The organism is Synechococcus sp. YX-04-1 (genome assembly GCF_030546365.1).
GTDB lineage: Bacteria > Cyanobacteriota > Cyanobacteriia > PCC-6307 > Cyanobiaceae > Parasynechococcus.
Window position 1 is genome coordinate 105,069 of sequence record NZ_JAUONZ010000001.1, and the last position, 23,848, is coordinate 128,916.

The 23,848-nt window shown below is 54.1% G+C and carries 16 protein-coding genes; 4 read left to right on the forward strand and 12 right to left on the reverse strand.

Annotated elements, in window-relative coordinates:
• Positions 1–96: 96 nt before the first annotated feature.
• Both Q3Y53_RS00600 and Q3Y53_RS00605 read left to right on the forward strand, forming a co-directional pair.
• Positions 97–1,371: a sulfotransferase family 2 domain-containing protein gene (locus Q3Y53_RS00600; RefSeq protein WP_303531659.1), complete on the forward strand. Its 1,275-nt coding sequence runs from the start codon at positions 97–99 to the stop codon at positions 1,369–1,371.
• A gap of 841 nt (positions 1,372–2,212) precedes the next feature.
• Positions 2,213–2,791 (forward strand): hypothetical protein, encoded by a 579-nt coding sequence (locus Q3Y53_RS00605; protein ID WP_303531660.1) that lies wholly within the window; start codon positions 2,213–2,215, stop codon positions 2,789–2,791.
• Between the two features lie 90 nt (positions 2,792–2,881).
• Here the strand turns inward: Q3Y53_RS00605 and Q3Y53_RS00610 are convergent, their stop codons facing one another.
• The 10 genes from Q3Y53_RS00610 to Q3Y53_RS00655 form a co-directional block, all read right to left on the reverse strand.
• Complete coding sequence (locus Q3Y53_RS00610; protein ID WP_303531661.1) at positions 2,882–4,741, reverse strand: hypothetical protein; 1,860 nt, start codon at positions 4,739–4,741, stop codon at positions 2,882–2,884.
• 3 nt (positions 4,742–4,744) lie between these two features.
• Positions 4,745–6,805, reverse strand: a complete 2,061-nt coding sequence (locus Q3Y53_RS00615) for a glycosyltransferase (protein ID WP_303531664.1) — start codon at positions 6,803–6,805, stop codon at positions 4,745–4,747.
• Between the two features lie 364 nt (positions 6,806–7,169).
• Entirely contained in the window at positions 7,170–8,192 is a 1,023-nt protein-coding gene (locus Q3Y53_RS00620) for an NAD-dependent epimerase (protein ID WP_303531667.1), read from the reverse strand.
• The gene (locus Q3Y53_RS00625; protein WP_303531670.1) at positions 8,192–9,595 is read right to left on the reverse strand and encodes a nucleotide sugar dehydrogenase; all 1,404 of its coding nucleotides are present in this window, start codon (positions 9,593–9,595) and stop codon (positions 8,192–8,194) included. Before Q3Y53_RS00625 ends, Q3Y53_RS00620 begins: the two co-directional genes overlap by 1 nt.
• On the reverse strand, positions 9,592–10,542 hold the full coding sequence (locus tag Q3Y53_RS00630; RefSeq protein ID WP_303531673.1) for a UDP-glucuronic acid decarboxylase family protein: 951 nt from the start codon (positions 10,540–10,542) through the stop codon (positions 9,592–9,594). The genes Q3Y53_RS00625 and Q3Y53_RS00630 overlap by 4 nt, the downstream gene beginning before the upstream one ends.
• A 2-nt stretch (positions 10,543–10,544) precedes the next feature.
• Positions 10,545–11,837 (reverse strand): histidine--tRNA ligase, encoded by a 1,293-nt coding sequence (gene hisS, locus Q3Y53_RS00635; RefSeq protein ID WP_303531675.1) that lies wholly within the window; start codon positions 11,835–11,837, stop codon positions 10,545–10,547.
• Between the two features lie 41 nt (positions 11,838–11,878).
• Positions 11,879–13,129, reverse strand: a complete 1,251-nt coding sequence (locus tag Q3Y53_RS00640; protein WP_303531677.1) for a glycosyltransferase family 4 protein — start codon at positions 13,127–13,129, stop codon at positions 11,879–11,881.
• A gap of 4 nt (positions 13,130–13,133) precedes the next feature.
• Complete coding sequence (locus Q3Y53_RS00645) at positions 13,134–14,366, reverse strand: HlyD family secretion protein (RefSeq protein WP_368506424.1); 1,233 nt, start codon at positions 14,364–14,366, stop codon at positions 13,134–13,136.
• 20 nt (positions 14,367–14,386) lie between these two features.
• Complete coding sequence (locus tag Q3Y53_RS00650) at positions 14,387–17,317, reverse strand: peptidase domain-containing ABC transporter (RefSeq protein ID WP_303531684.1); 2,931 nt, start codon at positions 17,315–17,317, stop codon at positions 14,387–14,389.
• The gene (locus tag Q3Y53_RS00655) at positions 17,314–18,099 is read right to left on the reverse strand and encodes a peptidylprolyl isomerase (RefSeq protein ID WP_303531687.1); all 786 of its coding nucleotides are present in this window, start codon (positions 18,097–18,099) and stop codon (positions 17,314–17,316) included. The genes Q3Y53_RS00650 and Q3Y53_RS00655 overlap by 4 nt, the downstream gene beginning before the upstream one ends.
• Positions 18,100–18,199: 100 nt before the next feature.
• Between Q3Y53_RS00655 and galE the strand changes: the two genes are divergently transcribed.
• Together galE and selD are read left to right on the forward strand one after the other, a co-directional pair.
• Entirely contained in the window at positions 18,200–19,234 is a 1,035-nt protein-coding gene (galE, locus tag Q3Y53_RS00660; RefSeq protein ID WP_303531690.1) for a UDP-glucose 4-epimerase GalE, read from the forward strand.
• A complete protein-coding gene (selD, locus tag Q3Y53_RS00665) occupies positions 19,231–21,258 on the forward strand; it encodes a selenide, water dikinase SelD (protein ID WP_303531693.1) in 2,028 nt (675 codons plus the stop codon). Before galE ends, selD begins: the two co-directional genes overlap by 4 nt.
• Here the strand turns inward: selD and Q3Y53_RS00670 are convergent.
• Both Q3Y53_RS00670 and Q3Y53_RS00675 read right to left on the reverse strand, forming a co-directional pair.
• Positions 21,203–22,627 carry a hypothetical protein gene (locus Q3Y53_RS00670; RefSeq protein ID WP_303531696.1) on the reverse strand — a complete coding sequence of 475 codons (1,425 nt, stop codon included), beginning with the start codon at positions 22,625–22,627 and terminating at the stop codon, positions 21,203–21,205. The genes selD and Q3Y53_RS00670 overlap by 56 nt on opposite strands.
• The gene (locus Q3Y53_RS00675; protein ID WP_303531698.1) at positions 22,624–23,835 is read right to left on the reverse strand and encodes a CCA tRNA nucleotidyltransferase; all 1,212 of its coding nucleotides are present in this window, start codon (positions 23,833–23,835) and stop codon (positions 22,624–22,626) included. The genes Q3Y53_RS00670 and Q3Y53_RS00675 overlap by 4 nt, the downstream gene beginning before the upstream one ends.
• Between the last annotated feature and the right edge of the window lie 13 nt (positions 23,836–23,848).

Sequence of the window (23,848 nt, forward strand, 5' to 3'; positions counted from 1 at the left end):
CCCCGATTCAAGCGCATGCAGGAGCATTCTAAATGATGCAACCCACCCCAACAGCTATGACAGAATGCATGCTACGAACCCAGATTGGGCTTAAGCATGGCGAACAAAGCAGATTTCAGCCAAGACGATACAAAAGCAGCCTCAGCGCTAGCGATCGAACTAAAAAAGGCAAAAGAGAGACAGGTGCAGCTTGAATACGCTCTAAAAAAGGTATTTCCAATAGAGAAGTATAAACAAGCCAGACCTGAGGTAGAAGCACAATGCGAAGGGATAAGAGAGAAAATCATCGAACACTTTATTGAATATGATGTCAATGAAATAGACTTTCAGAAAGAAGGCGAGAAAATAAAGCTTGGCCTTTATGAAAACCTCAAAGAAGCGGCAACACTGCTTGCATCAGAGCTACAAAGGTCCAAAGAGCGTGAGAGAGAAAACTTCAAATATGCTGATATAGCGGCTCTTAAAGCAACAAAAAGCTGCCTAAAAAACCTGAACCTTAAACAGAACTCACCACAAAGTGCGGGAGAAGGCAAGAGAAATCTCTCACTCCTCAAAACCAAAGGCGACGCATCCAACCTTAAGACGAATCAAGATCACGACTTTGCAATCAAGCACACAAGTATTCATTATCAAAGCAACTCTATATGCACTTGGATACCTAAAAATGGCTGTTCTAATCTCCGATACGCTATCGCAAAGGGAAATGGTACTATTACAAGCCTAAGAGAAATTGAATGGATACACCTCAATAATGACTGTTTCAATGCAAGCACAAAAGAAGCATTACAAGCCGATTACGCGTACATCATTCTTCGGAATCCATTCAAGCGACTCTTATCATTTTTTTTAGATAAGCTATGTCATTCACAGAATGAACATTCAGAAGAAAGCTACCAACGCGCGCACAAAGCATTTAATTTCAATAAAAGCCTAAGCTTCACTGACTTCATCGATCATATCTGGGAGAATATAGATTCGATATACAACGACGAGCACACGAGACCTCAATGCGACTTTTTGCTATACCGCAGCTACGACCAATATTTTTCACTAGAAAAGATTAAACTTGCCAATCAAGAAATATATGCGAGAACTGGAATTAACGTAGAAGACATAAGAGACAAGAACTCAATCTTCACGAGCAAAGGCTGCGAACGCACTACTGAGATAACCCACACAACGAAAGCGAGCGAAATCAACAACCTACTCAACAAAAATAAAATACCAATTGCTGAAAACATGTATACCAACGAGATGATTAAAAAAGTGTCGACACTTTATCTTCAAGATATTTTATTATATTGCAGCGAAGTCGATAATGGAATTGACGAACTGGACTATTGGATACAAAGAGCAATCGCGAACGAATAATCACTGACAGAGAAAAAAGCTCGAGGATTAGTCGATCTAAGAATTACAGCTACAAGTGGACCACTTAAAAGCCAACAAACACTGTTGTAAAAGCAGAAGACTCTTCAGAAAGAAGATGCAAACTTTCCACTGATTCTTTTTGTCGCATCTTTTCACCAAGAGGCTTGGCCGTCTATCTGGACACGGGCAAGGTAAGGTTGCACGGAAGCAGGCTAAAAGCTCATTCAGTACACAGAGCACCGTGAGCCACCGGACAGAGATAGAGATAGAGAGAGATGACAGACATTGGCATCAAAGGGAGACTACAAACATCATCGATAAATACCATAAGAGGAAAGACAGCCTGGCACTACTACAATGATCAACACAAGTTGATTTATATAGCTCCGATCGTTCATGATTAAGAAGGGCTCGTATTGAGGCCACAAATTCTCACCAAAGGGACCAAATAAGATATCTTGAATTAAATTAAGACAGGCCAGGCAAGAGAATTAATAAAGCCATGACAATACATTCTCTTAGAGCCGAGATAATGAGGGGTTAAACTAAAAGTAAAAAATTTGATTCCCAACTCAGCCTAAATAAAACTTAGAAAATCAATTGTGAGCTATAGTGGCTTTCAAGATTAGAACTGGTCGTAGTGAAAAAGACAGCATCGGAAATTATCACATATCCCAGTGCACACCTAGACCGAATAACAAAGCAGTTCCAGGCTTCAAATTTTTTGATAGCTCCTATCGGTACAGATTGCTACTCTAGTTTTTTGGCAAAGTCGATCAAAAACTACTATCCATCAATCTTTGGATTCCGAAATATAAGTCCAGAGTTCACATGCAACTACTTGAACAACACGAAAGAATCATCACACTTCACCTTACTAGAAGCACTTAATATCACAAACGAGTCAATTGAAAGGGCTCAGAACTTTATGGTACTAGGTAACGGAAATATTCATTACTTGGAAAATCCATTTGGAATGTTCTTGCTAAATCATGACGGTGGATTTGATACTCCACGACCCTATACCAATGAAATTCTTCGGCAAGACGTGTTAAATCGTCTCGCACACCTAGATCTAGCAACGCATGCCTTCCTTTTCAGTTTTAGTACTTGCAAAAGAAAGATCATTGTTTTTTCGGGCTCCCGCGAAAAGAAAATGAAAATACTTGAATCATTTCAAGGCAATCTCAAAAAATTCTCGTCAGAAAGCTATGAGATGTTATTTTTAAATTTGATGCCACTTCTAGAGGGAACACGCGAACCAGAGGTAAGTAGTGATGAAGGGCAAATTAATCTACAACTATTCAAAGGTCATGTTAATTATGGGAATGTAGCTGCAAACTGGAATAACATTAAGGAGCAACTCACGCAATATGCAAGACTTTTAATTCAATCAAATGCTCTACCGATGATTGATTGAATTTTATTTAAAACCTTGAGTTTAAACGTAAATAAACAAGAGGGATTGACCAACATTAAATCTACAGGCCAGAAAAACAGTCAATACAAACTAGTAAGTTCCCACCTGATATTTGTAAGAGCCCTTACATGTTTGGCCGTCATACAACAAAGGCAAGAAGACGTAAACATATAAGTGCTCTAACTCAATTTCATCGAATTTACTAAGAGGTAATTTAAATTGAATATTTTCTGCCTTAAGGGCCAGAAGAGAGAATGTTTCTCTACAAATAACATGATTTAAAGAAGTAGCAACGAAGAGATGAAGTGTTTGATCGCTTTTATTTGTACTAGAAGATTCGATTGCTTCTCTGTCTTCCTCGCAATGCTGCCATACCAAAGTCAAAACAGATGACACCCTATCAAGAGACAAGGACAACGGAATAGAGCTATTATCATCATAATCGTAGATATCATTGAAATATTTGAGTTCTTGAGAATTTAGGAAAGTGAGAAGCTCGATTACATTGCAAGATAATGGCCTAGGAAGAAAATTTTGATCGAACTTTTCTTTAATTTGTATATGAGAGGTCGCTGAAGCGCGCTGCATGACCTCTTGAAGGCCAGGACCAGGCATTCCAAATCTCAGGTGCGGGAGGCTGGCTGAAACAGATTCAGCAAGGATCCTATGAACAATATTCTGAACCAGAGTTTTACCGGTTTTATCCCAACAATACAAGTACCCACCAAGCGAAAATAATGCAATACCCTTCAAAACATCTGGAACAAGGGGGTAGACAAATTGTTTGAATTTACCTGAGACTCCGTGATATTTCTCATAAAGATGCCCTGAAGGATACCAGCCAGCAATACCAGATAAATAAATATCTAATGAAGGATTAAATAGCCAGCTCTCAAACGCAATAGATGAATTTATCGTATAAATTGAATGGCAATACATGATTTGCACAAACCAATCCTGATTGATACTAAGTTCAAAGAGGTTTTCCTCGGAAGACATATAATCACGGCATTGATCCCTATCTATAATATTGAAAGGTCGCGCAGATTTACCAATGGAACCAGGGTGAAATCTAACGGAGATATGAACATCTTGGCCGTGAACATTTTTTATATGAGGAACAATAAATTGAAGATATTCCAGCATTGAGCGAAAATAGGAACCACCCACAATTTGCGTATCATCGGCTAACTGCAGAAATATCAATACTTTTCCTGCGGTTGATTTGATACTTCCTGCATTATTTGATGAAAGAGGGATTAATTTTAGACTCTTATACGATTCATAGATGCTAGGGCCGTTGTAACAGGTAGCAGCCTTACAATGGGCCTCATAAGTATTGTTATGAGACTCAAAGACAGACTCACGTAAAACCTCAATAGGGAAATCATGATTGCAAATAAAATCATTTTCATTTGATTTAGAGATAGTGCTTAAACTATTGACACCACAAGAATCAATAACTAAAGACTCAATCGAGGGGCTTCGCATAAAACCCATCTCAACAAAATAGTTTTTTATACTTTTCTCAACGCACCACCTAGCCAACGGCACGTTATTTCCCCAATGAATGATGTGAGTAGCAGGAAAACTCTTATAAATAGATTCCAATAAAACTTTTTGCCTAAGCGCATAAAAACTAGTGTCATTGAAACTCATGCTTGCATTAAAAATCTTTTCTGCAGCATCAATATTCCAGTAATATGGTTCAAACATTCGTTCTTGATCAAATACACCCTTTCCTGAGGTCTTGACAAAGACTTTATTTGCAAGTGGGAGATTTTCTTCAATCGAGGATTGAAGAACTTTCCCACAGTATATTTTCATCTCGATCCCCAGTTGTTCAAGCGGATCGTCACTCAGGTAAGAAGCGAGAGCCCTAACAATCCACCGATACTCATAAAAAGTATCCCGAAGAAAGTAGTCTGGACAGAGAAAGAGTATTTTCATAATTTATGCCATTATAAGTTGGAGGAAATTGGCCTGAATACACTTATTTTCGGTCTTAAGACCTTGCAAAACATAATTCCAAGCCTCAAGATATTGATCGAAATGGCTATATAATAACTTGGATTCCTCTTGTGCATGCAAAATTGACTCGTAAGTATCAAGCATAAACAGCAAAGGGTACTCTTCGAATCTATGATGTATATCTGGAATCGGTGTAGCGCACACGGGTAGGCCAAAGAGAGCTGATTCAAAGTATTTCAAACCACTTTTGCATTGATTAAATGAACTAGGGCTAAGCGGAGCTATATTTAACCAAGACAAGTTGTAGATCGAAGGAAGTTTATTGTAGGTTACAGGAGCAAAACTCTTTATTTGTTCGTTGAAATTTTTTGGAAATAACTGATTAAAAGCAACTTTGCAGTAAATAAATTGATTTTGAGGATTACTCCCCAAAAAATCATATACCCACTGATGAACAAGTTGAAAATCTTTACTATGCGAAGCAGTGCCACCAAAATAGCCAAGACGCGAAGTGTTAACGACTCTCTTTTTCTCTTTAGATGACTTATTAAATAAAACATCAGCATATGACATCCAAAAGGTTGATGGTGTATTTGGGATAACGTGAATATCATAGGATTTATTAAATGTATGTTTTAAGGTTTTTTGAAGCTCATGCTTCAACTCTGTTGTGGAAACAATAAACTGATCAAACAAAGATAAAGCCGATTGGTTTAATGAGAAAGCATTAAGGAGCGCTATATCTTTCGAGGCTGAATCAATTTGCTGACCAGCACTTGAATTTTTATACTCGCCGATATCAAAGACAAAGTCGTCGTAATCAGCAAATATCTTGCATCCATTGCCCTTCAATCTTGAGACAATTTGCATCAATTCTGGGCTAAAAGATGGCCTATGAAAGACAACAACATTACTGGAAAAAAAATCATCGAGGAGATCATCTCCCATGCCGCTTTCAGCAAATTGCTGAAAATTATCTACAAGTTGAGCACTCGAGATAACATTGCATTTAGAATACTTTATCTGCGAATATATATACTTGGCGGGATTTATGCATCTATAAATAATAGATGGATCAAGTCCAACATTTTTTTGCCGTGTCGTCGACACGAAAGATACCTTAAACAATGGGCCATGTTGTATTAAATTTTGAGATGATATCAGCCTATTAGATGACAACATTTCATTCAATGATCTGCCAGATTTGATTTGTGAAGGATTAACCAAAGCAGGCATATAAATATTTGCATGTTTCTCATGAAGCTTACGGCGATCATTAAGCAATCGGGCTCGACATTCATTATTCTCAGAATCTAGTTGACGCGTTTTTGATTCATAATGATAGGCTTTATAAAATCTATTGACGACTATTTTTAAGCCTAGCTTGCTTACACTATGGCACAAGTCAACATCATTGTAGCTGACTGGCAAGTTCTCATCAAAACACCCCGCAGAAATAAATATATCTCTCTTTAATCCAAGAAGTGCACCTGTACAAGCAATTGTTTGATGAACAGCATTTTGAGGCAAAACATTGCTAGAAGGATGATTTAGCAATTCATGAAAAGGGTTATTTCGGCTATTAATCCTAATACCAGAATGCTGAATTGTATTATCAGCATACAAAAGCTCGAATCCAATCGCACCAATTTCTTTGTTTTCTAAACATTGAATTCCTGCCTCAAATAAACCCGGAGTCAAAACCTCTATATCATTATTAACGAAGAAAATATACTTTTCAGCACATTGCCTAACAGCAAAATTATTAATAGCCGAAAAATTAAATGGCTGGCTGTAAGAGAGCAGTTGGATGTTATCAGGATACTCATCGATTATTGTTTTAACGGCATCCAACGTCTCGCTTCTTTCACTATTATTGTCGACTAGATATATCTTTGGCAGAGTGCTGGAAAGTGCTGACGCAACAATACTGCGCAAACATTTTATCGTGAAAAAATGATTATCCTTGAAAGGTATAATTATTGCGCAATTATCGAGGCTTTTCTCTAAGGGGATATCGGCAGCTTGGGCGTTGGTTACCATGAGGAAATGGAGTGTGAATGAATTGATTGCTCTATTTACTCGCAAAGCATGCCTATACCTATAGAGACAATGGCGATTACCTCTGAGGACATAAACTTAGGGCCATCCTACACTGAGCGATTGTGCTCAAACTTGGCAGAGGCTTTGAGGAATGGGCTGCTTCACACTATCTCGTGCCAAGGCCATGCTCAATATCAAGGCCAAGTCCAGCGCAGCTCGGCATTCAAGCTTTGGAATTTTCGACAACAGTAATAGCTTTTAAACCTTCATTCTCACCAGTAGATTTAAGCATCTAGAGCTGGGCGGGTAAAAGCTTTTTCCTATTACTATTGGCAATGTGGCATCAATAAACAACCATAAGGCACTAAACATCATAAAATCGAATAAACCACTCTACAAAGTTTTTAATCCCAAATTCAAGTGGCGTTGAAGGCTTAAAGCCGACCCAAGCTTCTAAAGACGCTGTATCAGCGGCCGTAGCCACCACATCACCAGGCTGCATTGGTTGAAAATCCTTGATCGATTCACGACCAAGCGCTTCTTCCATCACTTCGATGAAGCGCAAAAGTTCTGTGGGCTGACTGTTGCCAATATTGAAGATCCTGTGTGGGGCAGCTGCGGTTGCAGGGTCCGGCTGTAGCGGGTCAAACTCCGGATTCGGCGTGGCTGGCTTGTCACAGCAGCGCAGTACCCCTTCAACGATGTCATCGATATAGGTGAAATCACGTTGCATCTTGCCGTGATTGAACACCTTGATCGGTTCGCCAGAAAGGATCGCCCGAGCAAACAGCATCGGAGCCATGTCGGGTCGACCCCAGGGGCCATACACCGTGAAAAAGCGCAATCCCGTGGCTGGCAAGCCATAAAGATGGCTGTAGGTATGGGCCATCAGCTCGTTGGCCTTTTTACTCGCGGCATACAGACTCACCGGGTGGTTCACCGGCTGACGCTCACGAAAGGGCAGGTTGCGGTTGCCGCCGTAGACCGAACTGCTTGAGGCATAAACAAGGTTTTCTGTGCCGTAATGGCGACAGCCTTCCAGCACATTTCCGAAACCCACCAGGTTGCTCTGGATATAGGCCGCCGGATTCTCCAAGGAGTAACGAACACCGGCCTGAGCGGCCAGATTCACCACCACTTGGGGCTGTTCTTCAGCAAAGAGTGCATTCAGTGCTTCAGCATCTTCCAAAGCCATGCGCTTAAACCGCCAAGCTCCAGCCGGAGCCACTGCTTCGATCTGACGCAACCTCGCCTGTTTGAGGCTGGGGTCGTAATAGTCGTTCAGGTTGTCGAGGCCGACAACGCGATCACCACGCTGAAGCAGTCGTATCGACAAGGCCGCACCGATGAAGCCGGCGGCGCCGGTGACCAGAACCGTTCGCTGCATCAAGCCTCTCCATCCCCGACGCGCCAGAGGGTGAGTCCCGCGGCTCTCACCTGTTCAGGGTCAGCGACTGCCCTGGCGTCAAAAACCCAGGCCGGCTTGCGCATCCGACCTGCCAAAGAAATCCAATTCAGATCGCGATAGTGCTGCCATTCGGTAAGCACCAGCACGGCATCAGCCCCCTCAACGGCATCCTCAATACTTCTTACTTGCGCCCAACAACCGGTTCCACTGAGAGCTTCAGCCTGGAATGCTGGCTCCTGTTGCAGGTCATGAGCCATCTGATGGGCCGCCACCTTGGGATCGTGAATGGCCAGCTGAGCGCCTTCCTCCAGGAGATCGCGACAGATGCGAATGGCCGGAGCCTCGCGGGTGTCGTTGGTATCGGCTTTGAAGGCAAAACCAAGAATCGCCAATCGCTTTCCGGTCACGGTGCCGAAAAGCTTCTCGACCACCAAGCGGGCAATGCGGTGCTGTTGCCAGGTGTTTAGAGCAACCACACTCTCCCAGTAATCCGCAACCTCCGGCAGGCCGAAATGCCGGCAGAGATACACCAGATTGAGAATGTCCTTCTGAAAACAGCTGCCACCAAAACCAGGTCCGGCATTGAGAAATTTCGGACCGATCCGACTGTCGGTGCCAATCGCCCGGGCCACCTCGCGCACATCCGCCCCGCTGGCCTCGCAGAAGGCAGCGATCGAGTTGATCGAACTGATCCGCTGCGCCAGAAAGGCATTAGCGGTGAGCTTGGAGAGCTCGCTACTCCAGAGGTTGGTGCGCAAGATCTGCTGCTGCGGAACCCAATGGGCGTAAATGGCAGCGAGAGCATCAATGGATTCAGGATCATCGCCACCGATCAGCACGCGATCCGGAGCCTCCAAATCACGGATGGCCGTTCCCTCCGCCAAAAACTCGGGATTGGAAAGCACCGAGAACGTGCGGTGCTCCTCTCCCTCACTGGCGGCTTCCAGGATGGTTTTGATTGCCGCAGCCGTGCGCACAGGCAAGGTGCTTTTTTCCACCACGATCGTGTGACCAGTGGCGGCCTGAGCCACCTCACGGGCACAGGCTTCCACCCAGCGGAGATCACTGGCCTGTCCAGCTCCCAGTCCCTTGGTCTTGGTGGGCGTGTTCACCGAAATGAACACCATGTCTGCAGCGGCAATCGAAGCCGCCACATCAGTGGAGAAATGCAGGTTGCGCCCCCGCGCCCGTTCCACAACACGGTCGAGCCCCGGTTCATACACCGGCAAATTGCTGAGATCGGGATCATTCCAGGCGTCGATGCGCGCTTGATTGATGTCCACCACCTGCACTTGAACCTGCGGGCAGCGGTCAGCAATGACCGCCATGGTCGGGCCACCCACATACCCCGCACCGATGCAGCAGATCCGTTGAATGGTCACGTCCTGCGGCCTTGGGCAAGTCCAAGGAGATTACGGAAGGAGTCGATGGTGGGAGCCAGGCCCTGCTCCAGTGACACAGTCGGCTGCCAATCCAGCTGCTGACGAGCAAGGTCAATCGCTGGCTGGCGCTGCTGTGGGTCATCTTCCGGCAAGGGTTTCTCCACCAACGGCAGCTTCGGGTTGATCTGCATCCGCACCAGCTCCGCAAGCTGTCGGATCGTGAATTCCTCGGGATTGCCAAGGTTGATCGGCCCCATCTCGGAACCGTTCATCAGGCGAATCAAGCCCTCGACCAGATCACTGACGTAACAGAACGAACGGGTCTGGCTGCCATCGCCGTACAGCGTCAGCGGTTCGCCCCGCAGGGCCTGAACGATGAAATTGCTCACCACCCGACCGTCGTCGAGGAGCATGCGCGGGCCGTAGGTGTTGAAGATGCGCGCCACCCTCACCTCCACACCGTTCATGCGCTGATAGTCAAAACAGAGTGTTTCAGCGATGCGCTTGCCCTCGTCGTAACAACTGCGCACACCGATCGGATTCACAGAGCCCCAGTAACTCTCAGGCTGGGGATGCACCTCAGGGTCGCCGTAGACCTCGCTGGTGCTGGCCAGCAGCAAACGAGCCCCCACCCGCCGGGCCAGCCCCAACATGTTGTACGTGCCGAGGAAGCTGGTCTTGGCCGTCTTAACCGGATTGAACTGGTAATGAATCGGCGAGGCGGGACATGCCAAATGCCAGATCCGATCCACCTCGAGCTTGATCGGTTCAGTGACGTCGTGGCGGATGAGTTCGAAACGGGGATGGCCAATCCAGCGCTCGATGTTGGACTTGCGACCAGTGAAGTAGTTATCGAGACAGATCACCTCATCGCCGGCCTCCATCAGACGGTCGATCAAATGGGAGCCAAGGAAACCGGCACCGCCAGTGACGAGGTGGATCTGCATCCTCAGGGGGTGAGCAGTCTCTCCACAATCGCGGACACTGGCGCGATCGCAACGGTGCATTCTTCAGCCTGCTGATTCAACGACTTCAGACGCACCTCCCCACGCTCAGCCTCCTCATCGCCGAGCACCAACGCCCATTGAGCACCGCTGCGATCGGCCCGCTTGAACTGCTTACCGAAGGCCGAACCCGACGCATCCAACTCCACCCGCAGCCCAACGGCCCGCAGATCCCGTGCCAAGGCCAAGGCGACACGCTCGGCCTCCCCACCCCGGTTCACCAGGTAAACCTGAGGTGCAGCCGTCGCCGTTAGCCGGGCAGCGACACCTTGAGGATCAGCCTGCGCGGCGGCTTCCAACACCAGCAACAACCGTTCCATGCCGAGAGCCCAACCGATGGCGGGGGTCTGGGGGCCGCCCAACTGGCCGATCAGGCCGTCGTAACGACCACCACCGCACACGGTGGCCTGGGCCCCCAGTTGATCACTGGTGATCTCAAAGGCCGTGTGGCTGTAGTAGTCCAAGCCACGCACCAACCGGGGATTAAGCCGGAAGGGAATCCCAAGGGCAGTAAGACCTCGCTGCACCTCTTCAAAACGTTCACGGCTGGCATCAGACAGTGAATCAGCCAAGGTGGGCGCATCCACCAACAGCGCCTGGGTGTCTTTGTTTTTGGAGTCGAGGATGCGCAACGGATTGGTGCTGAGCCGTGCCTGGGAATCGGGATCAAGAGCCTCAAACCGCTGCTCGAGCCAGGTCACTAGAGCATTGCGGTAGGACTGCCGGTCCTCGGACGTACCGAGGCTGTTCAGTTCCAACTGCAAGCCACCCACGCCAAGGCTGGCCAGCAGATCCCAGGCCAAAGCAATCACCTCTACATCGCTTCGGGCTCGTTCCGCCCCGAGCCACTCCACCCCGATCTGGTGGAACTGCCGCTGCCGGCCCGCCTGGGGACGTTCGTAGCGAAACATCGGCCCCGCATACCAGAGCTTCTGGGCGCCCTGGCTGAGCAAGCCGTGTTGGAGGGCAGCACGCACCACGGATGCGGTGCCTTCCGGCCGCAAGGTGCAGGAGCGATCGCCCCGATCCTGAAAGCTGTACATCTCCTTCCCCACAACATCGGTGCCCTCACCGATGCCACGGCAGAACAGATCCGTCGTCTCCAGAAGCGGCGTCCGGATCTCCCCGAACCCAGACCGCTGGAACTGCTCCCGCGCCATGGCCTCCACCGCCTGCCAACGCTGAAGCGCCTCGGGCAGCAGATCCACCATGCCCCTGAGGCTCTGGAGCTGACTCACGTGCGGGATGCGGGTACAGCGGCTCAGTCTGCCGGGTGGCCTCAGGCCACGATGCTGCGGCTCGCCACCAGATCCATCAAGGCCAGCTGTCGGGTGACGCAGGCATTCAGTTCATAGGTGCATTCGACCGTCTCGCGGGCGGCCACACCAAACGCAGAAGCACGCTCTCGGTCATTGAGCATCTCAACCACCGCCGCGGCCAGATCAGTGGGCGAAAAGAAATTCACCAGCACGCCGTTCTGACCGTGACGGATGACCTCCCGCACTGGAGCCGTGTCGGAACCCACCACCGCACAACCGCATCCCATGGCCTCCAGCAGGCTCCAGCTCATCACGAAGGGATAGGTGAGATAAACGTGGCAGGCGGAGAGCTGCAGTAGGGGAATGAACTGGCTGTAGGGCAATGCCCCCGTGAAATGCACCCGGCTCGGGTCGTATTGACCCTCGATCTCCGCCAGGAAGCGATCACCCCATTCGCCATCAGGGCATGCAGCGCCGTAGCTCACTCCCTTGGTCTTACCAACAACGACCAACCGCGCTTCAGGGTATAGCCGCTGCAGTTCAGGGATGGCTCGGATGAAGGTGTGGCAGCCCCGGTAGGGCTCCAGGGAGCGGTTCACAAAGGTGACGATCGGCTGGCCCTTCTCCAGAACAGTGCCATCGGGCAGCTTGAGCGGCGCCGGTGATGGATGAGGACGGGCCTGCTGAAGATCAACGCCGTCATGAATCACGCTGATTTTTCGGCGCCAGTGCTCTGGAAAGCTGCTGGCCTGGAAATGGGTGGGGGAGATGTTCCAGTCCGCCTGCTCCAGGGTGAGATGCAGGTAGGCGTTTTTCATGGTGAGCTTCGCCTGCTCTTGCCAACTGCGATCGTCCTGAAACTCGGGGTCGAAGTGGGAGTCGAAACCGTTTTCGTTGTAGAAGAATTCCTGGTAGCAAAGCAGTGGCGCGTCGGGCCAGATCGCCTTCAAGAACAGCGATTCACCCCAGCCGGGATGCGCGCAAATCAAATCAGGAGTAAAGCCCTTTGCCTTGAGCTGTTCCGCAGCACGGGCACAGCCCTCAGCGCGGATGATCTTGGATTCCGTTTCCATCACCAGGGGATGGACACCCTTGGTGTTGCCGCGATCAAGTCGGTAACGGAAATGTTTGAGGCTCTCAGGCATGCCACGCCCGCGATCCAGAGCATTGATGCCCAGAGCCACCAGTTGGTGCTGCCCCTGCTGAGCCAGGCGCTGAATGATGTGGAGGTACTGCCCTGGAAAGTTCTGATGAACGAAGAGAATCCGCACGAATTCAGAGACGCTGAAGCGATTCCGCCTTGTCCTGGAATTCTCCCAGCAGCAGTTGCAGGTAGGACACCTTGCGCAGCTTGATGTTCGCCGTCAGGCTCATGCCCACCTGCAGGGGCAAAGACGATCCGGTCTTGAGCTTCAGCTGTTGATCATCCAGCTGAATCGTGACTGGGAAACTGAGTTCCTGACGCTGCTCCTGAGGGTCAGGCTCCAGGGCATCTGAGCCGATACGTGTCACTTTGCCCTTGAGAACGCCGAAATCAGTGGAAGGGAAAGAGTCGATGCTGATGTCAGCAGACATGCAGGCATCATGGTCCTCAGGGCAACCCTTAGGCACCTGCACGAAGCCGATCTTGTTGCTCGGCACCTCCACTTTCGCTTCGAGCGAACCCATCGGCACCACCTTCATCACCGTCTGGGTGGATTGGGCCGTATAGCCACGGGAGGTGGGCTTGAGATCAAAAACCACACCATCCACAGGCGACCTCAACTGCTGATATCGAAGGGTGACCCTGCTCTCCACCAAGCGTCCATTGAGATCGGCAAGCTCAGACTTCAGCTGGGCCGTCTGTTGATCGAGCAGAGCAATCTGACGCAGGCGTTCCGCCTTGCTCTGCATCAGATTGCCGCGGGTTTCAGCAACGATATTTTTCTGATTGAGGTACTGCACCTCTGAGAAAGCACCAGCCGCCTGCAACTGCTCATAACGCTCCAGAATTTCAGCCTGAAGGGCGAGATTGTTCTCCAGCATCAGCACCTCTTCCTGGTTCATCTGCATGGTGTTGCGTTTTTCCTCCTCCTTGAGCGTCAATTGCTCCTGTTTGAGCTTGATCGTCTTCTCCAAGCTGTTGCGGAGTTCCTCGCTGGCTTCGGTGTCCAGCTTCATCAGCACCTCGCCAGCCTTCACACGATCACCTTCCTTCACAAGGATCTGATCGGCCACACCTCCCACAGGCATCTGAATGTCCTGAACCGAACCAATCGGCTCTAGCTTGCCGGCGGCCACGACAATTTCTTCGGTACGAGCGAAGGCCAGCCAAGCCACCCCAAACACCGTGCTACCGATCAAGGCCCAAGTGACGGTGGTCATCCAAAAGCGACCCTGCTGGAGGATCGATTCGTCGTAGGTGGTGAGATCGGAGGCATCTTGCGGGGCACCGGGGTCGATACGGCGCAGAACGTTGCGTGACGTGGCGACCAACGTGCTGGAGCTCTGCTTGATGAGGGCCGTCACCTTTTGAGGATTCATCTTCATCAAGAACTCTCCTGCTGGCGGTAAAGGGCGTAATAGCGACCGCGCTGGCTCATTAATTCGTCGTGCGTGCCGACCTCAACAACAGCTCCCTGGTGAAGCATCACGATCATGTCGGCCTGGCGGATTGTCGACAAACGATGGGTGATGAAGAAGACAGTGCGGTCGTTGAGATTGCCAAGAAGGTTGTCGCAGACCTTCCGTTCGGTTTCGTAGTCGAGGGCGCTGGTGGCCTCGTCCATTACCAGCAGCTTTGGGTTGCTGAGCAGGGTGCGGGCTATCGCAATCCGCTGTCGCTGTCCCCCACTGAGAGCAGCGCCCCTTTCACCCACAGGCATGCTGTAGCCACTGGGAAGATCCATGATGAAGTCGTGGGCATTGGCGAGACGCGCAGCCCGCACGATCTCCTCACTGGAGGCTTCCGGATTGGTGAGCGCAATGTTGTCGCTCACGGTTCCGCTGAACAACAGAGGGTCCTGCGGAACGATGCCGATCTGACGGCGCAGGGAATAAAGCTCGACCTTTCCAATGTCGTAGTCATCAATCAGGATCCGGCCTTGATCAGGCTCATAGAGCCGGGGCAGCAGTTTCATCAAGGTGCTCTTGCCACTGCCGCTCTGGCCAACGATGCCCACAAAGGTGCCTGCAGGAATCTCAAGATTCACCTCTTTCAGCACCTGCGGCTGCCCGGGGCGGAAGCGGAAGGAGAGATTCTCAAACAGCACATCCCCTCTGAGCGGAGGCAGCATCACCTTCGACTTATCAACTTCATCGGATTCCTCCGGCGTATCGATCACATCCGCAAGCCGTTCAAAGCTGACGCGCAACTCCTGGATGTTTTGCCAGATCGTGGACAAGCGCAGCAGGGGCTGCGTCACATAACCGGAGATAATCCGAAAAGCGATCAGCTGACCGAGGGTCAGATCGCCACTGAGCACCATGGAGGCACCGATCCAGAGCACCATCAGCTGAGAAATCTTCTGCAGCACCTGGCTGGTCTGATTCAGGGCTGTGCCTGTAATCGTTTTCTCAAAGGTGCGGGCGATGTACTGGGAATAGAACCCCTGCCAGCGCCAGCGGCTGACCATCTCGACGTTCTGAGCCTTCACCGTCTGGATGCCGGTGAGCACCTCCACCAGATGGCTCTGGGTCTTGGCGTTTTCTTCGGCGGCAGCACGGAACTGACGGCGGAAAAGGGGAGCCCCCAGCACTGTCAGACCGATCTGGATTGGAAGAACGGAGAGGGCGATCAAGGTGAGCAGCCAGCTGTAGATCAGCATCACCGCGATGTAGATCACGGAAAAGGCGGCATCCAGGATGGTGGTGAGGGCCTGACCGGTGAGGAAGTTGCGGATCTTCTCCAATTCAGCCACCCGGGTGCCCAGTTCGCCCACAGGGCGACGGTCGAAATAGCCCAGGGGTAGACGCAACAGGTGATCGATCACCTCAGCCCCGAGACGCTGATCGATGCGGTTGGTGGTTTCAGCAAAAAGGAAGGTCTTAAGGCTGCCGAGCACCCCTTCCAGGATGGTGACCATCACCAGGGCAATACCCAGCACCTGCAGGGTGTCGAGGCTGCGCTGGCTGATCACCTTGTCGATGATCACCTGGATCAGCAAGGGATTGGCGAGGGTGAACAGCTGCACCACAAAGCTGGCAGCCAGCACCTGAATCAACACGCCGCGGTAGCGCTTGAGAGCGGGCCAGAACCAACCGGGACCGAACTTCTGATCGGGGCTGCTGCTGGACCGTTCCATCAAGAGAAGCTCGATCCCTTCGGGAAACTGCTCGGCCAGATCATCCGGCGCCAAGGTCACCATGCCCTGCTTGGGCGAGGCCAACTTCAGCCCGCGCTCGTTGCTGGCGATCACCAGCGCAAATCCACCCTGCCAGGGCAGCATGGAGGGCACCTGGAGCCGGGTCCCTGCTCCCGCCGGAACCCGTGCAGCCATCACATGGAGGCCAAGGCTTGCAGCCAGCTGACCGCAGAGCTGGAGATTGGGGGTGAGACCGCGGCGGAAATTATCCTGCAGGACTTTCTCGATCGCATCACGGCGGAACGGCAGCTTCATCAGCTGCGCCAGCATCTGGAAACAGGCCAGGGTTTCCTGGAGCGAACCCTCGGCTCGGATCAAACGCAGGCTGTCAACAACATTGCGCTCCGGACTGAAGCTGCTCACGGGAGGCAGCACCTCTGCGTCCTGAATGGACGAAGCGGAGACAAGTGAGCCAGAGCTTTTGGCCGGCATCTCTTCGGCGTTATCAGAGAAACCAGAGGCGGGCAGAGACACCAACCGCAGCGAAAACGGCTCGCAAGCCGGAAGGCCAGTGGATGAACGGATGGGCTGACCGACCGTCAGGTCGCCCCAGGCACTGGTGACGAAAAGGAGCTTGCCAGCTGCCAGAGCCACATCCACTGCTGCTTGATCAGGAGAACAACGCTCGGCCTCTTGCAGGGCACCCTCCAGCTTTTCAAGTGGAAAGCTGGAGGCTTCAGGAGTCTTCTGCTCAAGAACCTCCAGCAGCTTGAGCAGTTCCTGGGGCCAGAGCTGTTGATCGCACCAGTGACGGAATGAGGCTTCGCTGGCATAGAGCTCGCACCAGAGTTGATCCGAGATGGCACAAGCAATCACCTCCTCAGCAGCAATCACGTTTTCGCAGGGAGCACCGCACAGCAGGCTTGCGGCTCCGATCACACTGCCGGGGCCGAACTTGCCAACCGTGGTGAGACGGCCGTTATGACGACCAACAAGCCTGGCCTGGCCCTGGAGGATGACCAGGATTCGAGCCGGGATGTCGTTGGGATCTGACAACTGCCCCCCGAGATCAAACCGGAGCACACGGCAAGAACTCTCCAAATTGGAGAGCGAGGCTTCGGAGACGCCGCGGAAGGCCGGATGCTCCAGCAATGGGAAAGGCGGTGTCTGGGTCATCGGGAGATGCTGAAGTCGACAAAGCCGCTGGTGGAAGCTGGTTCTGAGGTTTCGGAACCCAGCTGGCTCAAGCTGGCGGTGGTTTCTTGGTCAACCCAGATGTCGAACATCTCCTGGCACATCTGGTCGGAGACCTCATCGGTGAATGTCGCTGGCGCGTAACGCTCCAACCGCACCACCAGCCACCAGTCCGCGATCCGAAAGGGTTCCAGCAGCACGCCTGGCTGAGCGACCCGCAGCTTCTCGACTAAAACCGGATGCGCCTGGGTGAGGGAGACTGGGCCGACGATTCCGTTGGTGTTGCGTTCCGGTCCCTCGGCGTAGCGCCTGGCCAGGTCAGCGAAGTTGGATTCGCCGGATTCGATCTGCAGGTACAGCTCGCGCGCCAGAAAGCTGTTCTCGAGGCGAAGCAGGCTGTAAACCACCTGATCCAGTTCGTTCTTTCGTTCAAGGAAACGGGCCTCCGCCTTGGCTGCGAAACGCTCCCGCATCAAGCTGCGACGGCGGATGCTTTGGCGAAGACGCTCAAGAACCTCGTCTTCGCTGCGGCCCAGCATCTCCAGCAGATCCGCCCACTGAGCCAGGCCATCGAACCCACGCTGCTGGAGCAAGCCGAGCCGAGCCTGCTCCAACTGCTCTTCGGAAACCACGACGTGCGAAATCGCCTGGCTGGTCACCATCTGCTCCACCAAGGGCTTGAGCAAGTTGAAGCGATCGAGCAGGGCCCTACCCTCAGCACCGATTGTTCGCTGCAACTCCGGAACCACTGTTCCGCTATTCACAAGCCCGGTGCAATGGGCGAAAACTAGGTTGAATCGCCTAAGGCGTCAGCCTTTTGCATGCAAGCTGATTCAGAATCATCAGATCAAAACGGTTGACGACATGGGCCGGCGCGTCCTCATCACCGGCGGTGCCGGATTTATTGGGAGTCACACCTGCCTGGTGCTGCTGGAACAGGGCCATGAGCTTGTGGTGCTGGACAGTTTCAACAACAGCAGTCCCGAAGCTCTGCGGCGGGTGCAGGAGCTGGCGGATTCAACCCAGCTCACCCTGGTGGAGGGGGACGTGCGCGACCCCAGCGCCGTGGATCAGGCGTTCAGCACGGCCGGAAGCGTGGATGGCGTGATTCATTTCGCCGGACTAAAAGCCGTTGGGGAATCGGTCGCCAACCCACTCCTGTACTGGGATGTGAATGTGAACGGCAGCCGCGTTCTTGCTGCAGCGATGGAGCGCCATGGCTGCCGAACCCTGGTCTTCAGCAGCACATCCACCGCCTACGGAGAACCCGAGACATTCCCATTGCGGGAAAACATGCCAACGGCGCCAGTGCACCCCTATGCCCAGACCAAAGTGGCAGTGGAACAGATGCTGGCTGCGCTCTGCCGCTCGGGCTCCTGGCAGGTGGCCTGCCTGCGTTATTTCAATCCCGTCGGCGCACACCCCAGTGGACGAATCGGTGAAGACCCGCTGGGCATTCCCAACAACCTGTTCCCCTTCATCACGCAGGTGGCGGCAGGACGCCGCGAGCGATTGCGCGTCTTCGGCCAGGACTACCCCACACCGGATGGCACAGGCATCCGCGACTACCTACATGTGATGGATCTGGCCGAAGCTCATGGCATGGCCCTTGACCACTTGTTCAAACGCCAAGCGTCCGAACCCTTGACGCTCAACATCGGCACCGGCCGTGGACTCAGCGTGCTGGACGTGGTGCACGGCTTCGAACAGGCCACAGGACTGACCATCCCCTACGAGGTGGTGGAGCGTCGACCCGGCGATGTGCCCCGCCTGGAGGCCTGCCCCCAGACCGCGCAAACCGTGCTCGGTTGGAGCGCCCGCCGAAGCCTGGAGGAGATGTGCCGTGATGGCTGGGCCTGGCAGCAGGCCAATCCAACGGGGTATCGGCACAACCCATGAGCGACGCAGGTGCGCTGCTCCTGGCCGGCGGCGGACACAGCCATGCGCTTCTACTCAAACGCTGGGCCATGCAGCCGGAGCGACGCCCACAGCACAGCATCACGCTGGTGAACCGGACCAGCACAGCCCTGTATTCCGGGATGGTGCCAGGGTTGATCGCCGCCCTCTACAAGCGAGACGAGCTCGCCATCGACCTGCGCCAGCTCTGTGACAGGGCCGGGGTGGCCTTCGTGGAAGCGGAAATCACGGGGTTAAACCCTCAGGCCAAATATCTGAGGCTGCGCGATCGGCCTGCACTTCACTTCGATTGGCTCAGCCTGGACGTGGGATCCGTGAGCAGACCAAGCGCCGCTGGGATCCCGATTAAGCCCTTGGAAGCGTCGCTCGCCTTTCTCGAAAGCGAAAACCCAGCTGATCCGAAGCCCCTGCGGGTGATCGGAGCGGGAGCTGCCGGCCTGGAAGTCGTCCTGGCACTGCGACGCCGCTGGCCGCAGCGGGAGTTGCAACTACAACAGCGCAGCGGCCAGCTCGATCCAGGCATCCAAGAGGTGCTGCAACGGGCCCGGATCGCATTGATCGAGAACGAGATTCCAAACAGTGGACCCAACCTGCTCTGCACCGGAAGCCAGGGGCCTGACTGGCTGACGACGACCGGCCTACCGCTGGATCCCAATGGCCGGATCCGCACCGATCGCTGCCTGAGGGTGGAAGACCATCCATCCCTCTTCGCCAGCGGCGACTGTGCCGTGATCAGTGCATCACCCCGCCCGGCATCAGGGGTATGGGCAGTACGCGCCGGACGCCCCTTGGCCACCAATCTGGAAGCGGTCTGCCAGGGCCAACCCCTGCGCCCCTGGCACCCACAACGCCAAGCACTGCAACTGATCGGCAGTCATGAAGATACCGCCTGGGCGCAGTGGGGTAGCTGGCGACTGGGGCCATCCCCTCTGCTCTGGCGCCTGAAGCAACGCATTGATCGCGCCTTCATGGCTGGATTTCTGCAGCCGGCGTCCATGGCCGATGCAGCCCCGATGGCCTGCCGGGGCTGCGCAGCCAAGCTGGCGGCCCAACCCCTGGCCGCAGCACTGGAGCAAGTGGGGCTGGGGGGACAGCCCGAAGACGCCGCCTCTCTTCCCGGCAGTGAAAAGCTGCTTCAGAGCATGGATGGCTTTCCGGCCCTGGTGAGTGACCCCTGGCTTAACGGCCGGCTGACGGCCCTGCATGCCTGCTCGGATCTCTGGGCCTGCGGTGCTGCTGTCACTAGCGCCATGACAACGATCACGCTGCCGATGGCCTCAGCCAATGAGCAGCAGGAGCTGCTGGTGCAGACCCTGGCCGGCATCCGCTCGGTGTTGGATGAACAGGGCGCCGAGCTGATCGGTGGACACACGATGGAATCCCGCAGCGCTTCACCGGTGCCGGCAAGCCTTGGGGTGCAGATCACCCTCACGGTGAACGGCAACAGCCCCAAATCACCCTGGCTGAAAACGGGCCTGCGCCCAGGAGATGCCCTGCTGATTAGTCGACCCCTTGGCACCGGAGTGCTGTTTGCAGGAGCTATGAGTGGCGCCACCAAGGCGGCTGATCTGGATGCTGCGCAGCGGACCATGGCTTACAGCCAGCACACGCTGCTTGAGCAGCTTGAGCCGATCCGCGAGGGCATTCACGCCTGCACCGACATCACCGGTTTCGGCCTGCTTGGGCATCTGGGCGAAATGCTCCAGAACAGCCCAGAACTGACTGTCAAGCTGGACGGTCCTGCCATCCCGGCGTACCCCGGTGCACTGGAGCTGTTCGAATGCGGCGTCTCCAGCACGCTGGCCCCCTCCAACCGGGCTGCCTGGCGATGGCTGGAGGGCCCGGTTCAGCTGAAACAACATCCCTCCGCAGCCCTACTGGAGCTGCTGGTGGACCCGCAAACATGCGGCCCCCTGCTGCTGGGCTGCACCGCCGAAGCAGCAGCACAGCTCACTCAGAACGGCCCCTGGCTTCAGATCGGCAACGCAACAGCCGCCCATGGGTGAGGTCGTTGGCTTGCTGTTCGCAGTGGAAACCCGCCTGCTCAACCTGTGATACCAGGGGTTTGAGCTTGCGCTCCATGGCCGGAGGCGGCCCACTGCTGGCCAGCCAGAGTTGCTGCGGCAGATCCTGGCCCTTCAGCCGTTGCTTCAGATCCGCCTTTCCCCCCCAGGGCGATGAAGGCGCAGGAATCCGACCCATCGCCAGCTCCATCCGGTCGCTGAGGTTGAACAGACGCGGGCGGGGGCTGTAGCGCTCCTCCAGCCCACTGGTGCGCTGACTAAGCAGCCAGAACTGGTCCTGTTCCCGCACACCACCGACGCCGGCGTCGAGCTCGCTGAATCCCGGCCCCCACCAACTGGCCAACAACAGCCCCAGCACCACCAGACCACAGCCGCGGCCAAAGCGATTCAGCTCCGAACCCCCGATCTGCACCGCCACAACGGGAACCACAGCCGGCAACAGCACGACGAAATAACGGCTGAAAGCCATCGGCTTTACAAACGACACGGCAACAACCCCAAGAACCATCAACAGGGACGGCATCAAACCGCTTCGATCAAGCAGTTCCCGGCTCGGCCAAGGCAGACGGCGCAGCCCTCCCCAACGCCGCAGAGAAACCAGTAAAAGCAGAATCAGCGCCAACTTGGGCAGGGGCCAGAGACCAAGGCCGCGGGCCAAGGTCTCCTCAAACAAGGCGTAATCCGGCACGCCAATCCAACTGCCAGCCCGGGAGCTGAACAGATAGTCCGCGGCGTAGGCCATCCAGGCCAAGGCCGGGATGGCTCCGATCAAGGCTGCGGCAGCAGATGTCCAGCGGCGCTGCCAGCCATCCCAAGCCGCGGCCGCAAGCACCAGAAACAATCCATAGAAGTGGGTCAGTCCGGCCAGCCCGACCACCGCCCCGTAAGCGATGGGATGGGCCGAACGGCGCCACCACCAGGCCAGAGCCACCAACAGCACAAGCACGGCATAGCTCTTACCCTCGATTGCAAAACGGATCGGATACGGGCTGCAAAAGGCCAACAGCGCTGCTGTGGCGGCCACCCTGGTTCTTGCTCCCACCTGGGCAAGGGCCATCGCCTGACTGACCATCACCAGGCCTCCGGCCAGATACGCCAGCCAAGACAGCAAGCGAAGGCTGACCGGGCTCTGGCCGACCCAATGCCCCCAGAGCCACAGAAGGCCGTAGTAAGCCGGGGGATGGGTGTCTTCCCGCAACATCTCGAGCAGGCTGCCGAAGCTGGGCTGAAAACTCTTGCCGACGCTGTAGAGCTCATCGCTCCAGAGGGCCGTGGCATCGATCAACAGCAAGGCCCGCAGACCAAAGGCCAGGCAAAGGGCCACCACTAGAACAAGCCAGCTGCGTTTCATCGGCTGCGGTCCTGCGCTGCACTGCGCTGCCGGCGCAACTCTTCACCGATCCCAGGCCCCGGTTGCCATCCAGCAGCAATCAGGTCGCGCGCTGTCTGCGGTGCCTGAATCCTGCGCCAGCGCCCCCACCAGCGCAGCAGCGGTTTCCATTGTTTCGGGCGGAGGGTCACCGCCAGAGCCACCGCCTCCGGCGGCCAACCCTGTTGCTCAAGGGCCGTCGACCAGATCGACGGGGTGGCCTCCAAAGGTAAGGGCGTCTCAACCAGCCAGTCGCAGAGAGCCACACACTGCTGAAGCCATTGCTGTTGTCGGCCAGGAATCTGCAGCCGTTGGGCGACAGCAACCGGATCTGCTGCTCCCACGAGAAGAGCCGGCATCAAGGGAAGACCTAGCCGTTGGGCCCAGTGCAGCCGCTGCATGCGTCCTGGATCCTGCTGAAGCTGGGGGTCCAAAAGCAGCAAGGCCTGCCACTGCTCCAACAAGTCCAGCGCCTGCGGCCAGGGTTCCCGCTCCAGCAGACGCTCCAACTCCATCCGCAGACGACTGGCAAGAGCCGGCGGAGCCGACAACGCTGCATCACCGTGGCCCCAGGCCCATGGCCACTGCTGAATGGTGCTGCGGATCTGCTCACTGCTCTCCTGCGCGAGCTGGAACCCAAGCCGGGCGGCGTAACGGGCAGCGCGGATCACCCGAGTGGGATCGTCTTGCACGCTGCCCGCGTGCAAGAAGCGGAGCTGGCCTGAGGCCAGATCCTCCTGGCCATGGTGGAGATCGATCAGCTCACCGGTCACCAGATCGAGGGCCATGGCATTGACCGTGAAGTCCCGGCGCACGAGGTCAGCCTGGAGGGTTCCCGCTCTCACCACGGGATTCTCCGCAGGAGCGGAGTAGTGCTCCTGCCGCGCCGTAGCCAGATCCAGGGGAATTCCATCCAGCTGAAACGCCACCGTGCCGAAAGCCCCATGCTCCTGAACACAACTGATGCGCTTAGAGCCGAGCTGGCGATCCAGTTCCACCACTAACGCAGCGGCATCTCCCTCAACCACCCAGTCCAGATCAGGTACACCCGACCAGAGGCCCCCACAGCGCTGATGCAGCAGCTGATCGCGCACGACCCCGCCAACAAGGGCCAAACGCGGGATGCCGAGTGATCGCGCAGCACCCTGCAACGCCTCCAGAACGGAAGACGGCACACCTGGAAGATCCATTGCAGGGCGTGCA